The following is a 13,373-nucleotide window of genomic DNA, read 5'->3' on the forward strand; positions in this document are numbered from 1 at the left end:
TCGCGAGCCCCCCGGCGTCGTGGGCCCCGGACGAGGGGGTCAGCCGCGCGAGCGCCCGTGGGCGGGCCGCTCCGCCTTCTCCGAGCGCGGAGCCGTGCCGTCCGCGCGCGCCCGGCGCTGGTAGGCGCGCGCCTCCTCCTGCCGCTGCTCCTCGACACCCGAGGCGATGACCGCGCGCACGTGCTCGGGGCCGTACCCGAAGGCGTCGACGAGGTCCTGCGCGTGCGGCCGGAGCCGGGTCAGGAGCCGGTCGATGTACGACGTGACCGTCCGGGCCCGCGCCGCGGAGAGCCGGCCGTGGATGAGGTACCAGGCCAGGTTCCGCTCCACGACCGACAGCCCGAAGAGGTCCCGGAGCCACGTGAGGACGCGCCGCGTCCCCGGATCGGTCACCTGGGCGAGCCCCGCGGTGAACGCCTCCCAGAGCAGCAGGTCGGCGTGCGCCCGGGCGGCCTCGACGAGCACGTGCTGCTGGGCGTTGAAGCGGCGGGCGGCCTCGTCCTTCGGCGCCTTCATCGCGGGGCGCAACGCGGTGCCGATCTCGGCGATCATCGTCTCCACGCGGTCCGTGAGCAGCTCGCGCTGGGTCTCGGTGTCGCGCAGGTGGCCGACGGACCGGCGCACGTCGCCGCCGTCGGACAGCACCTGGACCACCCGGGCCAGGGGCGTGCGGTGCATCGCGGCATCGGCGGCCCGGCCCGCGACGTACTTGGCCAGGCCGGTCGCGTCGATGCCGGCGAAGTCCTTCGACCAGTCGGCGAGCAGCCGCTTCGCGACGAGCTGCAGGAGGACGGTGTTGTCGCCCTCGAAGGTCGCGTAGACGTCGAGGTCCGCGCGCAGTGAGACGAGCCGGTTCTCGGTGAGGAAGCCCGCGCCGCCGCACGCCTCGCGCGCCGCCTGGAGGGTGTCGAGCGCGTGCCACGTGGAGGTCGGCTTGAGCGCGGCGGCGATGGTCTCGAGGTCCTGGCGGTCCTCGTCGGAGTCGTGCGCGCCGGAGAAGACGCCGTCGAACGCCTCGAGCATGCGCTCGTGCGCGAACACGTGCGCGTACGTCTGGGCCAGGCGCGGCAGGAGGCGGCGCTGGTGCTCGGCGTAGTCGAGCAGGACGACCTCGTCGTGCGGCGACGCGGCCGTGAACTGGCGCCGCTGGTTGCCGTAGGTCACGGCCGTGATCAGGCCCAGCTTCGCGGCGTTGACGACGGCGCCGTCGAGGGAGACGCGGCCCTGGACGAGCGTGCCGAGCATCGTGAAGAAGCGCCGGCCCGGGCTCGCGATGGGCGAGGAGTACGTGCCGTCGGGCGCGACATCACCGTACCGGTTCAGCAGGTCGCGCCGCGGTACGCGCACGTGGTCGAACCACAGGCGGCCGTTGTCGATGCCGTTCAGCCCGCCCTTGAGGCCGTCGTCCTCGCCGCCGACGCCGGGCAGGAACTCCCCGGTCTCGGGGTTGCGGATCGGCACGTAGAACGCGTGCACGCCGTACCCGACGCCGCCCGAGACGAGCTGCGCGAACACCACGGCGGCCGTCCCGTGCAGCGCCGCGTTGCCCAGGTAGTCCTTCCACGCCTGGCGGTACGGCGTGTGGATGACGAACTCCTCCGTCGCCGGGTCGTAGGTCGCCGTCGTGGCCAGGCTCGCGACGTCGGAGCCGTGGCCGGCCTCGGTCATCGCGAAGGCGCCGGGCACCTCGAGGGACATCGCGGCGGGCAGCAGGCGCCGGTGGTGGTCCTCGGTGCCCAGGTGCAGGATCGCCGACGCGAACAGGCCCCACTGCACGCCCGCCTTGATCTGCAGCGACGGGTCGGCGACCAGCACCTCCTCGAACCGCGCGAGCGCGGCGCCGTGGTCGTCGGCGCCCCCGAGCTCAGTGGGGAACGCGCGGAGCACGTCGCCCTCCACGGCGAGGATCCGCAGCTGCTCGAGCACCGTCGCGCGGTGCTCGGCCGAGGACATGCCCTCGACGCGGTGCAGCCGCGGGTCCGCCAGGAACGCCCGTGCCTCGCGCCGGACGTCGCGCCACCGCCCGAGGAGCACGTGCTCCAGGTGGGCGACGTCCACCGTCGGCTCGCTGGCCACCTGACGGGCGCCCCCCGTCGGACGTCGTTCGCTCAGCACGGTCATCTCCGCTCCTCCTCGTCGAGGTCGGTCTCGCTGATGGTCCAGCCGCTGGTCTAGCTGCTGGTCTCGCTGGTGGTCTCGCTGCTGGTCTCGCTGGTGATCTGGCCGGTCATGGGTGACTCGGGCCGCGTCCGGGCGAGCCCGCTCACGGGTCCCGTCCACAGCCAGGACGTCACGCGCTCGGTGAGCACCTCACGTGACGGCGCGTCGGGATCGGTGCGGTGCTGCAGCCACCACTCGCCGACGCCGCGCACGAAGCCCACGGCGCCGGTCGCCCACACGTCCGCGAACCCGGCCGGCGCCTCGACCGCAGCCACCCGGGCGAACGGCCGCGCGATGAGCCCGGCGACCTGGTCGAGGAAGTGCCCGAGCGGCACAGAGGCATCCTCCGTGACCGGCCGCGTCACGAACCAGTAGACGTTCGGGGACGCCTCGGCCATCTCGAGGTACACGTCGACGACGCCCCGCAGCGCCTCGCGCGGCGTCTCCGCGAGTCGGGCCGCCTCGTCCATGGCGGTGTGCATCTGGGCGACGACCGCCTCGCCGACCGCCCGCTGCAGCCCGGGCTTGTCGACGAAGTACCGGTAGACGATCGACTTCGAGGTGCCGGCCGTCGTCGCGATCTCGTCCATGGAGACGTCGGGGCCGTGCCGGTGCACGGCCCGACGCGCGGCATGGACGAGCTCGGTGCGCCGTGCGACGCGGTGGTCGGCCCAGCGCGTGGACCGCCCGTCGGGTGTCAGCGCGTCCTCGACGGCGCCGTCCCCCGCGGCGCGCGCACCCTCGGGCCGGCCGCCCTGGGCCTGCCCGCTGGTACCCGGCACCGATGCCGATGTGATCCGACTCACGAAACCGACGGTATCAGGTACTGTGGGTTTCGGGCACTATCAGATCGGCACACACTGAGCGAGGGACCAAAGCCCCGCTCCGCGTGCACGGACGACGGACGACGCCCGACGGACGACCCACGGACAGCCAGCGACAGGTTCCACCCTCGACGACGAGAGGACACCGCCATGGCGGACACCACCGACCGGCCCACCCGCACCCGCGCCCCGCGCGCCGAGGCGAACGACGCCGGCGGGGGCGCCCCGCGCCGCGCCGTCGTCGTGGGCGGCAACCGGATCCCCTTCGCACGGGCCGGCGGCCACTACAACCACGTGAACAACCGCGACCTCCTGGTCGCCGCCCTCGACGGGCTCGTCGCCCGCTACGGCCTGGCCGGCGAGCGCGTGGGCGCCGTCGCCGCGGGCGCGGTGCTCAAGCACTCCAAGGACTTCAACCTGACCCGCGAGGCCGTGCTGGGCTCGGCGCTCGCGCACGACACCCCCGCCTACGACGTCCAGATGGCCTGCGCGACGGGCATGGAGACGATCGTCGGCCTGGCGAACAAGATCCGCCTCGGCCAGCTCGACTCGGCGATCGCCGGCGGCGTGGACTCCGCCTCGGACGCGCCGATCGTCGTGAGCGAGCCGCTGCGCCGCGCGCTGCTCGACCTCAACCGGGCCAAGACGCCGCAGCAGAAGCTCAAGGCCCTGGCCCGCATCCGCCCGGGCCACCTCGCCCCGAACGCCCCCACCACCGGCGAGCCGCGCACCGGCCTGTCGATGGGCGAGCACCAGGCGATCACGACCGCCGCCTGGGGCATCACCCGCGAGGCGCAGGACGAGATCGCGCTCGCCTCCCACCAGCGCCTGGCCGCGGCCTACGACGCCGGCTTCTTCGACGACCTGATGACCCCGTTCCGCCGGCTCACCCGGGACGCGAACCTGCGCGCGGACACGAGCATGGAGAAGCTCGCCTCGCTCTCCCCGGTGTTCGGCAAGCGCCTGGACGCCCCGGCCACGATGACGGCCGGCAACTCCACCCCGCTGTCCGACGGCGCCTCGACCGTCCTCCTGGCGAGCGATGCCTGGGCGGCCGAGCACGGCCTGACGCCGCTCGCGACGGTCGTCGACGCCGAGATGGCGGCCGTCGACTTCGTGCACGGCCGCGACGGTCTGCTCATGGCCCCGGCCTACGCGGTCCCCCGGCTGCTCGCCCGCAACGGCCTGACGCTCGAGGACTTCGACGTCATCGAGATCCACGAGGCGTTCGCCTCGACGGTGCTCACCACGCTCGCGGCCTGGGAGGACGACGACTTCTGCCGCGACCGCCTCGGCCTGCCCGGCCCGTTCGGCAAGGTGGACCGCGACCGGCTCAACGTGCACGGCTCCTCGCTCGCGGCGGGCCACCCGTTCGCCGCGACGGGCGGCCGCATCGTCGCCACCGCGAGCAAGCTCCTCGCCCAGCGCGGGTCGGGCCGCGCACTGGTGTCCGTCTGCGCGGCCGGCGGCCTCGGCTACGCGATGATCCTGGAGGCCGCGGCGTGAGCGACAAGTACCTGGAGCTCGTCAACGCGGGCCCGACGGCGGCCCTCGCCAAGAAGCTCGGCCTCCCCCGGCCCGCGGTGCTCCGGCGCCACACGCCCGGCGCGCCCCTGGTCCCGGGCCCGGTCCTCGTCGTGCACGACGACGCGAGCAAGGCCGACGCCGACGCGCTCGCCGGCGTGCTGCTCGGCTGGGGCCTCGACGTGCACCGCGCCGCGAACGAGGGCGATCGGTTCGGCGCCGTCGTGCTCGTGCTGACCGAGGTCACCTCCCCGGCGGAGCTCGGCGCGCCCGCGCTCGCCGTCGGCGGCACGCTGCGCGGCCTGGCCCGCGGCGGGCGCGTGGTCGCGGTGACGCGGCCGTCGTCGGGCCCGGGCGTGGGCACCGACGCGATGCGCGGCGCGGCCCGGCGCGGCGTCGAGGGCATCGTGCGCTCGCTCGCCAAGGAGCTGCGCGGCGGCGCGACCGGCAACGCCCTCGTGGTGGCCGACGGCGTCGGCGTCACCGCGCCGTCCGTGGTGGGCGGGCTGCGGTTCCTGCTCTCGGGCCGGTCGGCGTACGTGGACGGCCAGCTCCTCACGGTGAGCACCGACGGCGGCGCCCTGCCCGCCGACTGGGAGCGCCCGCTCGCCGGTCAGGTCGCGGCCGTGACCGGCGCCGCCCGCGGCATCGGTGCGGCGATCGCCCGCACGCTCGCGCGCGACGGCGCGACGGTGGTCGCCGTCGACGTCCCCGCCGCCGGCGACGCCCTGGCGAAGGTCGCCAACGAGATCCGCGGCTCGGCGCTCCAGCTCGACGTCACGGCCGACGACGCCGCCGCCCGGCTCCTCGCGCACGCGCGGTCCCGGCACGGCCGGCTCGACGTCGTCGTGCACAACGCGGGCATCACCAAGGACAAGCTGCTCGCGAACATGGGCCCGGACCGGTGGGACCCGGTGCTCGGCGTCAACGTGCTCGCGCCGCTGCGGATCACCGACGCGCTGCTCGAGGTGGGCGGGCTCGGCGCGGCGCCGCGCGTCGTCGGCGTCGCGTCCACGAGCGGCATCGCCGGCAACCGCGGGCAGACGAACTACGGCGCGTCCAAGGCGGGTGTCATCGGCATGGTGCAGGCGTGGTCGGCGCGGCTCGCCGAGGCGGGCGGCACGATCAACGCCGTCGCGCCGGGCTTCATCGAGACCGACATGACCGCGAAGATCCCGCCGCTGACCAGGCAGGTCGCGCGTCGGCTGTCGTCGCTGCAGCAGGGCGGCCTGCCCGTCGACGTCGCCGAGGCGATCGCCTTCCTCGCCTCCCCGCAGGCGGGCGGCGTGAACGGCGAGGTGCTGCGGGTCTGCGGTCAGAACATGGTCGGGGCATGAGCGGGGCGCAGGCCCGGCCGGCGCGCGCACCCCGGGAGACCGTCGAGGTCACGCGCCCGACGTCGAACGCCACCCTCCTGGCGCGCGGCCTGGCCCGCGCGGCCACCGGCGGCGCGAAGCTGGCCGGCGCCCTGCCCGACGTCGTCCTGGTGCGCCGGGGCGTGCAGGCGGACCCGGCCGTGCTGGCGGCCTACCTCCAGCTCGTCGGGGAGGAGGTGCGCGACGTCCTGCCCGCGGGCTACCTGCACACCCTCGCGTTCCCGGTGTCCACGGCGATGCTCGCGCGGCCGGACTTCCCGCTGCCCGCGCTGGGGATGGTGCACCTGGCGAACCGGGCCGAGGTGCGCCGCCCGGTCGGCGTGGACGAGGTGCTCGACGCGCGCGTGCACGCCGAGAACCTCGTCCCGCACCGCCGGGGCACCGCGGTGGACGTGGTCGCGGAGCTCGCCACGGACGGCGAGGTCGTGTGGCGGGGCGTCTCGACCTACCTCGCGCGCGGGGTGCGCGTCCCGGGCGCCGACCGGCCCGACGACGCCCGTCGGCCCGAGTGGCACGCGCCCGAGCCGACGGGCCTCTGGCGGCTCGGGGCCGACGTCGGGCGCCGGTACGCGGAGGTGTCCGGGGACCACAACCCGATCCACACGTCGCGGGTCGCGGCGCGGGCGTTCGGCTTCGCCCGGCCGATCGCGCACGGCATGTTCACGGCGGCGAAGGCCCTGGCCGACGTCGGCCCGGCCGGCCGAGGCGACGCCTACGCCTGGGAGGTCGAGTTCGCGACGCCCGTCCTGCTGCCGGCGACGGTGTCGGTGTGCGTCACGCCGGACGACGGGCCGGGTGCCGGCGACGCGGCCGGGGCCTTCACGTTCGCGGCCTGGTCGCGCAAGCCGCACCTGACGGGCTCGGTCCGCCCGCTGCGCTGACGCCCGCCCACCGTCCACGCTCGGCCCAGGACTGACCCGGGCGTCGGGGGCATCTGCCAAGGTGAGGGCGTGGATCCCTACACCGGGGCGCTCGAGCGCGAGGGCGACTACGACGGGCTCGAGCTCGACGGGCTCGACCTCACCGGGCAGGACGCGCGGGACGCCCGCTTCCTCGACTGCGCCCTGCACCACTGCGTGCTCGACGGCGTCCGGCTGGACCACGCGCACGTCGTCGACACGTCCTTCGTGGAGGTGCGGGCCGACGTCCTCGAGGCGCCCGACGTCGAGTGGCGCGACGTGAGGCTCGCCGACTGCCGCCTGGGCGGCGTGCGCGCCTACGGCGGCGTGCTGCTCCGCGTGACGATCACCGGCGGCAAGATCGACTACCTCAACCTGCGCGGCGCGAAGATCCGCACGCTGCGGCTCGTCGGGGCGACCGTCGACGACCTCGACCTCGCCGGCGCGACGGTGCGCGACCTGGTCGTGACCGAGAGCCGGGTGCGGCGGCTCGACGTCACCGGCGCCCACCTGACCGACGTCGACCTGCGCGGCGCGGACCTGTCGGAGATCGACGGCCTGCCCGGTCTCGCCGGGGCGACCATCAGCGAGGAGCAGCTCATGGCGCTCGCGCCAGCGCTGGCGAGCCAGCTCGGGATCGTCGTCGACTGACCGCTGCGGGGTGACCGGGACGCCTGGCGGCGCGATCGTGCCGCCTGTCGGCGGCCGGGCCTAGCGTTGCCGACCATGGAGCAGCGACTCAGCCTGATCACCCTCGGCGTGCCGGACATCGACGCGGCGCGCCGCTTCTACCTCGACGGGCTGGGCTGGACGCCCGTCCTCGACATCGCCGGGCAGGTCGCGTTCATCCAGGTCGCGCCGGGCGTGCTGCTCTCGCTGTTCGACGCCGCCGAGCTGGCCGCGGACATCGGCGACGGCCGCCCGGCCGCGCCCACGGTGGGCAACGTGACGCTCGCGCACAACGTGGGCTCCCAGGCGGAGGTCGACGCGGTGCTCGCGGACGCCGCACGCGCGGGGGCACCGATCCTCAAGCCCGCCCAGCGCGCCGCCTGGGGTGGCTACCACGGCTACTTCGCCGACCCGGCGGGCACCCCGTGGGAGGTCGCCTTCAACCCGGGCCTGGTGGTCGACGACGAGGGCGCCGTCAGCATGGCCGGCTAGGCCAGGCGCGCCTCGAGCCCGGCGCGGACCGCGGGCCACTCGTCGCGCAGGATCGAGAAGTACGCCGTGTCGCCGCGCGTGCCGTCGGCGGCGATCCGGTGGCCCCGCAGCACACCCTCCGGCACGGCCCCGAGCCGGGTGATGGCGCCGATCGAGCGCAGGTTCCGCGCGTCGGCCCGCAGCGCGACGCGGTGCATGCCCCAGATCTCGAACGCCTGCGTCAGGAGCAGCAGCTTGCACGCCGGGTTGGTCCGGCCGCCCCACCACGCGCGCCCGTAGAACGTGTGCCCGATCTCGCAGCGCTCCTGCGCGGGCACGACGTCGTAGAACGACGTCTGGCCGCGGACCTCGCCCGTCGCGTCGTCCAGCACGGCGAACGCGTACCGCCCGGGCGCCCCGCGGGCGGCCTCGATCGACGCGGCGACCACGTCGACCGAGGCGGGCGGCGGCGTCACCATGCCCGCCCAGAGGCCGGCGTCGATCATCGCGAGGAGCGCGGGCGCGTGCTCCCGGGCGACGGGGACGAGCCGGACGCCGTGGCCGGCCAGGACGAGGTCGTGCTCCACGGCCGCGAGGGTATCGCCGACGAGGCGAGCTGGTTCGCGCTCACGCGGGCCTTGACTTATCCCCGGTACATGACGGCTAATAGTCCTTGCCTTGGCTAATGCCATTAGCCAAGGCAGCCACCCAGGACCGAGGAGCCCGCCATGAACCTGTCAGTCAGCCGGTCGCTCGGCGCGACCGCACTCCTGCTCGCCGCGCTGGTGTTCGCCGCCTACCCGGCGCTGCGCCCGTACACCGACGAGACCACGCTCGACGGCGCCCGGGCCTTCGCCTCGGGCGCCTGGGCGGCCGCGCACACGGCGGGCATGGTCGGCTTCGTCGTCCTGCCCGTGGGCCTCCTCGGGCTCGCGGCGCACGTGGCACCGGGCCGAGGCCGCGCGGCGGTCGTCCTCGCGTGGCTCGGCGGCGCGCTCGTCCTGCCCTACTACGGGGCGGAGACCTTCGGCCTGGACGTGATCGGCGCGCGGGCCGCGGCGGATGGCGACACGGGCCTCCTGTCGCTCGCGGAGGAGTTCCGTACGGGCGCGCTGCCCGTGACCACGTTCGGCCTGGGACTGCTCCTGCTCGCCGGCGCCGGGGTCGCGCTCGCGGCCACCACCTGGCGGACCCCGGCGCGCTGGGGCGGCACCTTCGTCGGCACCGCCCTGGTGCTCTACCTCCCGCAGTTCTTCGCCCCGCCGGCGGCTCGCATCGCGCACGGCGCGCTGCTCGGCGTCGGCTGCGCCCTCCTGGCCGCGACCCTCCTCCGCCGGAGCGCTGCCCCTCAGGCCTGAGGCAGCCAGCCCGCGGCCGCCAGCACGTCGGCGGCCACGTCGCGCAGGGGACGGTCGCCCTCGTTGCCCACGACGGCGTCGTCCACGCCCGCGCCCTCGAGGATCGCGGCCAGCTCGACCGTCCGGGCGAGGTGCCACGCGCGCCACGGGTCCGGCTCGCGCGCGGCCAGCCGGGCCAGGCGCGTCGCCTCCGAGGCGTCGAGCCGGACCACGGCGAGCTCGGCGCCGTCGAACGCGCGCTCGTAGAGCTCGCGGTCCGCGGGCCGCTCGATCACGTCCGCCAGGACCACGTGCCGGTAGCCGCGCCGCCGGAGCACGCCGGCCATGGCCTCGAGGTGGTCGAGCGCGACGGCCTGGCCGAACGGGTCGTCGTCGGCCGTCGGGTACGCGCGCCGCAGCGCGTCGACGTCGATCCACGCGTACGGCACGCCGCGCTCGCGCAGAAGGTCGGCGACGACCTCGGCGACCGTCGTCTTGCCCGCACCCACGGAGCCGTTGACGGCCAGGACGCGCGTCACCTCGCCCGGGACCAGCCACTTCGCGTAGCAGACCGACATCGGGTCGACGACGTAGGGGCCGTAGGTGGGGATGCGGCGGTAGCCGGCCGACCGGTAGAGCCGCACGGCCGGTACCTGGAGCAGCCCGGTCTCGAGGACGAGCCGGCGCAGCCCGGCCGCGACGGCGAGCTCCTCGAGCCGCGCGAGGACGAGCCCGGACAGGCCCCGGCCACGGAACGCCGGGCGGACGTACATCCGCTTGATCTCGCCATGACCCGCACCGTGCTCGGCCGCGTCGCGCAGCGACCCGCACGCGGCGACCTCGCCGTCGACGCTCAGCGCCACGGTGGCGAGCATCTCCTCGTGCCCGTTCGCCTCGACGTCGACGAGGTCGCCGCGCCCGTACATCTGCTCGAGCTCGCGCTGCTGCTCCGCGCGCATGAGCACCAGCCCGGCGTCACCCCACCCGACGACGGCGGCGCTCACCCCGGGCGGAAGGACCGTCCCCGACTCCTGCCCCGCCACGCGCCCGCCGGCGGTCAGGCGACCAGCGTCGACAGGACGGAGGTGAAGAACCGCAGCCCGTCGGTGCCGCGGCGCGGGCCGTCGGCCGAGTCGGGCCCGAAGCCCGGCTCCACCGCGTGCTCCGGGTGCGGCATCAGCCCGACGACGTTGCCCGCCGCGTTGGTGATGCCGGCGATGTCGCGGCGCGAGCCGTTGGGGTTCCAGCCCTGGTAGCGGAACACGACCCGACCCTCGGCCTCGAGCTCGTCGAGCGTGCGCTCGTCGGCGACGAACTGACCGTCCTGGTTCTTCAGCGGGATGGTGATCCGGTCGCCCTGCGCGTAGTCGCGGGTCCACGCGGTCCGCGTGTTCTCGACCGAGAGCACCTGCTCGCGGCAGACGAAGGACCGGTGATCGTTCTTGATCATGGCGCCGGGCAGCAGGTGCGCCTCGCACAGGATCTGGAACCCGTTGCAGATGCCGAGCACCGGCAGCCCGCCGCGCGCGGCGTCGACCAGGCGCTCCATGACCGGGGCGAACCGGCTGATCGCGCCGGCCCGCAGGTAGTCCCCGTAGGAGAAGCCGCCGGGCAGGACCACCGCGTCGACGCCGTGCAGGTCCGCGTCGGCGTGCCAGAGCGCGACGGCCTCGGCGCCCGCGAGCCGCACCGCGCGGGCGGCGTCCCGGTCGTCCAGGCTCCCGGGGAAGGTGACGACGCCGATGCGCGGGCTCACGCCTGCGCCTCCTGCGCCCCCGCCTCCACGACGGAGACCACGTCCTCGATCACGGGGTTGGACAGCAGCGTCGCGGCCGCCTGCCGCACCTGCTCGAGCACCTCCGGCGTCACCGCGCCGTCGACCTCGAGCTCGAACCGCTTGCCCTGGCGGACGCCCGTGAACCCGTGGAAGCCGAGCCGCGGCAGCGCTGCGGCGACCGCCTTGCCCTGCGGGTCGAGGATCTCGGGCTTGGGCATGACTTCGACGACGACGCGTCCCACGGAAGGCTCCTGTGCTGGAGGGTCTGGTGGCGGGGTCAGCGTACCGACGCCGCCGGGCGGGGCGGTGGGCCCGTCCAGCGGCCGGTCGGGGGACGCGTCAGCCGAGGGCCGTCGTCGGGCCCTCGTTGCTCCACGGCCACGGCCAGACCTCGCCGATCTCCGTCTCCCGCGCCGGCGACAGGCACGAGCCGGGCGCGTCGACGAGCGGGGCGCGCCCGCGCAGGGCGACCCGGCGGACGTCCACGTACGCCAGGCCCTGCAGCTCGCGGCGCCGACGGACCACCAGCCAGGCCACCACCGCGGACGGCGCCAGCACGGCGGCCGCGAGCCCGACGACGACGCTCACCAGCAGCGACACCTCGCCGAGCGCCTCGGCAACCGGGAGCGCACCGACCGCGGCCGTGAGCAGCAGGACGCCGGCCGCACGGCGGGCGCCCAGGCGGACCAGCTCCCGCTCGGGCTGGACGACGGTGGTGTCGACGCGCACCAGGCGCCGCCGCGCGAGCGCGCCCAGCCCGGCCCCGACGGCGAGCGCGACCCCAAGGAGCGCGAGGAGCGCGACGCGCGGCACGGGCCCGCCCCCGTCGGCGCTGAACCCGAAGCCCTCGTCGGACGGCAGCCACGCGAAGCTCACGGTGGTCGGGGCCAGGGCCGTCGCGACGACCGAGGTCGCGAGGAGGGCGGTCGCCACGCCCGCCGCCCAGGGCAGCGCCACGGTCGCGGCGACGCGGCGCCGGGGCCAGCGGACGCGCACCCACGAGCCGGGGGTGACCCGCTCCCCCGCGCGCGGCACCAGGTGCGTGGCCCGCGCCGCCGCGCGCGTCCGCCCGCCGAGCACCAGCTCGTCGTTCACGAGGATCGCGACCGCCATCCCCCAGATCCACCACATCGACAGGAGGCTCGGCTGGCCGTTCAGGCGCCGGCCCCCCTCCAGCACGACGAGGAGGAGGACCCAGCCGAGGGACTGCCGGAGCGGGAAGAGCAGCCCGGCGATGTCGTCGGCGACCCACGGCCGGTACGCGGCGAGCGAGCGCGTCCCGACCAGCCGGTACTGCAGCCACGGGCCGAGCGGCGGGTGCTGACGCAGCCGCGTCGCCCAGCCGGCGCGGATCAGGTCGAGCGCCGACCGCGCGTCGAGCCGCTGGGCGCCGGGCGCGGCGAGGTCGGCCAGCAGGCCGAGCAGCTCCGCGCCGCGCGCGGCGCGCCACCGGCGCGGGTACGCCCGCGCCCAGAACCGGGCCGAGCGCGCGAAGGCGGGGCTCACGCCGTCGGGCAGGGTGACGGGCGCGACGCGCTCGGACGCCGGGACGCGGCCGACGCCGTCGGGCAGGGCGGGCATCACGCGTTCCCGAGCGCCGGGCGGGGGGCCAGCACGCGGCGGGCGCGGCGCGCGAGAGCCGCGAGGCGCTCCGTCTCGACGGCCGCGGCCGCGGAACCGGACTCCGTGATCCGGTAGTACCGGCGCAGGCGGCCGTCGACGACCTCCTCGTGGTCGGGCGCGATCTGGCCCGCCGCGACGAGCCGGTCGAGCACCCCGTAGAGCGTGCCGGCCCCGAGTCGCACGTCGCCGTCCGACAGCGCGCGGACCTCCTGCACGATGCCGTACCCGTGCCGCGGCTCGTCGGCGAGCGCGAGCAGCACGAGGTAGGTGGGTTCGGTCATCCGGCTGGCTGCCATGGTCGATATATATCGCGGGACGACCTATGCCACAAGGGACCCGGCGGCGCTCCCCGGGCCGAGGTCAGCGGCGCCGACGCCCGGCCGCCCCGCCGCCGGCACCCCCACCGAGGGAGATCATCAGGCCGAGGACGAAGCCGAAGTCGTACCAGCCGCCGTTGTTGTGCACCTCGTAGATGCTCACCGAGTCGGTGAACAGCGAGATCACGAACGTGATGACGACGATGAAGCCGTGCCACAGCCCCAGCCAGAACCCGGCGACGTCGCCGTCGGCGGCCGCCGTCCCGGTGAGGTCGTTGGGCCCCGCCGCACAGCCGGCCAGGAGCACCAGCGCCCCGACGGCCAGGGCGACGCCGAGCAGGGTCTTACGTGCGCGTCCGCGCATGGTCGACCACCTCCGCCCCGAGCCAACACCCG

15 protein-coding genes are annotated in these 13,373 nt (G+C 75.6%); 6 read left to right on the top strand and 9 right to left on the bottom strand.

The genetic code is table 11. The features are described from left to right. Positions 1 to 39: 39 nt before the first annotated feature. Positions 40 to 2,121: an acyl-CoA dehydrogenase family protein gene (locus AFE02nite_RS10470; protein WP_034248034.1), complete on the bottom strand. Its 2,082-nt coding sequence runs from the start codon at positions 2,119 to 2,121 to the stop codon at positions 40 to 42. Positions 2,122 to 2,171: 50 nt separating this feature from the next. Beyond that, positions 2,172 to 2,966 carry a TetR/AcrR family transcriptional regulator gene (locus tag AFE02nite_RS10475; RefSeq protein ID WP_307726044.1) on the bottom strand — a complete coding sequence of 265 codons (795 nt, stop codon included), beginning with the start codon at positions 2,964 to 2,966 and terminating at the stop codon, positions 2,172 to 2,174. Positions 2,967 to 3,134: 168 nt separating this feature from the next. Here AFE02nite_RS10475 and AFE02nite_RS10480 point away from each other — a divergent pair, with 168 nt between their 5' ends. The 5 genes from AFE02nite_RS10480 to AFE02nite_RS10500 all read left to right on the top strand — a co-directional run bounded on the left by AFE02nite_RS10480 (position 3,135) and on the right by AFE02nite_RS10500 (position 7,944). Beyond that, positions 3,135 to 4,490: an acetyl-CoA C-acetyltransferase gene (locus AFE02nite_RS10480; RefSeq protein WP_034248035.1), complete on the top strand. Its 1,356-nt coding sequence runs from the start codon at positions 3,135 to 3,137 to the stop codon at positions 4,488 to 4,490. Next, positions 4,487 to 5,845, top strand: a complete 1,359-nt coding sequence (locus AFE02nite_RS10485) for a 3-oxoacyl-ACP reductase (RefSeq protein ID WP_146819597.1) — start codon at positions 4,487 to 4,489, stop codon at positions 5,843 to 5,845. The genes AFE02nite_RS10480 and AFE02nite_RS10485 overlap by 4 nt, the downstream gene beginning before the upstream one ends. Further along, positions 5,842 to 6,765 carry a MaoC family dehydratase gene (locus tag AFE02nite_RS10490; protein WP_146819598.1) on the top strand — a complete coding sequence of 308 codons (924 nt, stop codon included), beginning with the start codon at positions 5,842 to 5,844 and terminating at the stop codon, positions 6,763 to 6,765. Before AFE02nite_RS10485 ends, AFE02nite_RS10490 begins: the two co-directional genes overlap by 4 nt. Positions 6,766 to 6,834: 69 nt before the next feature. Beyond that, positions 6,835 to 7,434 (top strand): pentapeptide repeat-containing protein, encoded by a 600-nt coding sequence (locus tag AFE02nite_RS10495; protein WP_052113953.1) that lies wholly within the window; start codon positions 6,835 to 6,837, stop codon positions 7,432 to 7,434. 75 nt (positions 7,435 to 7,509) lie between these two features. Then, a complete protein-coding gene (locus tag AFE02nite_RS10500) occupies positions 7,510 to 7,944 on the top strand; it encodes a VOC family protein (RefSeq protein ID WP_034248050.1) in 435 nt (144 codons plus the stop codon). On the opposite strand, the gene AFE02nite_RS10505 is transcribed toward AFE02nite_RS10500, so the two are convergent. Beyond that, positions 7,941 to 8,510: a GNAT family N-acetyltransferase gene (locus tag AFE02nite_RS10505; RefSeq protein ID WP_034248049.1), complete on the bottom strand. Its 570-nt coding sequence runs from the start codon at positions 8,508 to 8,510 to the stop codon at positions 7,941 to 7,943. The genes AFE02nite_RS10500 and AFE02nite_RS10505 overlap by 4 nt on opposite strands. A gap of 141 nt (positions 8,511 to 8,651) precedes the next feature. Here AFE02nite_RS10505 and AFE02nite_RS10510 point away from each other — a divergent pair, with 141 nt between their 5' ends. Continuing rightward, the gene (locus tag AFE02nite_RS10510) at positions 8,652 to 9,281 is read left to right on the top strand and encodes a hypothetical protein (RefSeq protein WP_052113952.1); all 630 of its coding nucleotides are present in this window, start codon (positions 8,652 to 8,654) and stop codon (positions 9,279 to 9,281) included. On the opposite strand, the gene AFE02nite_RS10515 is transcribed toward AFE02nite_RS10510, so the two are convergent. The 6 genes from AFE02nite_RS10515 to AFE02nite_RS10540 form a co-directional block, all read right to left on the bottom strand. Next, on the bottom strand, positions 9,272 to 10,264 hold the full coding sequence (locus AFE02nite_RS10515; protein WP_146819599.1) for a GNAT family N-acetyltransferase: 993 nt from the start codon (positions 10,262 to 10,264) through the stop codon (positions 9,272 to 9,274). The two genes, AFE02nite_RS10510 and AFE02nite_RS10515, sit on opposite strands and share 10 nt — an antisense overlap. A gap of 53 nt (positions 10,265 to 10,317) precedes the next feature. Then, entirely contained in the window at positions 10,318 to 11,016 is a 699-nt protein-coding gene (gene purQ, locus AFE02nite_RS10520; RefSeq protein WP_034248045.1) for a phosphoribosylformylglycinamidine synthase subunit PurQ, read from the bottom strand. Beyond that, a complete protein-coding gene (gene purS, locus AFE02nite_RS10525) occupies positions 11,013 to 11,279 on the bottom strand; it encodes a phosphoribosylformylglycinamidine synthase subunit PurS (RefSeq protein WP_034248044.1) in 267 nt (88 codons plus the stop codon). The genes purQ and purS overlap by 4 nt, the downstream gene beginning before the upstream one ends. A 97-nt stretch (positions 11,280 to 11,376) precedes the next feature. After that, entirely contained in the window at positions 11,377 to 12,618 is a 1,242-nt protein-coding gene (locus AFE02nite_RS10530; RefSeq protein WP_146819600.1) for a hypothetical protein, read from the bottom strand. After that, positions 12,618 to 12,941: a PadR family transcriptional regulator gene (locus AFE02nite_RS10535; RefSeq protein WP_034250283.1), complete on the bottom strand. Its 324-nt coding sequence runs from the start codon at positions 12,939 to 12,941 to the stop codon at positions 12,618 to 12,620. Before AFE02nite_RS10535 ends, AFE02nite_RS10530 begins: the two co-directional genes overlap by 1 nt. A gap of 79 nt (positions 12,942 to 13,020) precedes the next feature. After that, a complete protein-coding gene (locus AFE02nite_RS10540) occupies positions 13,021 to 13,341 on the bottom strand; it encodes a hypothetical protein (protein ID WP_034250280.1) in 321 nt (106 codons plus the stop codon). Positions 13,342 to 13,373 lie beyond the last annotated feature (32 nt).

It is taken from the genome of Actinotalea fermentans (genome assembly GCF_007991475.1).
Taxonomy (GTDB): domain Bacteria; phylum Actinomycetota; class Actinomycetes; order Actinomycetales; family Cellulomonadaceae; genus Actinotalea; species Actinotalea fermentans.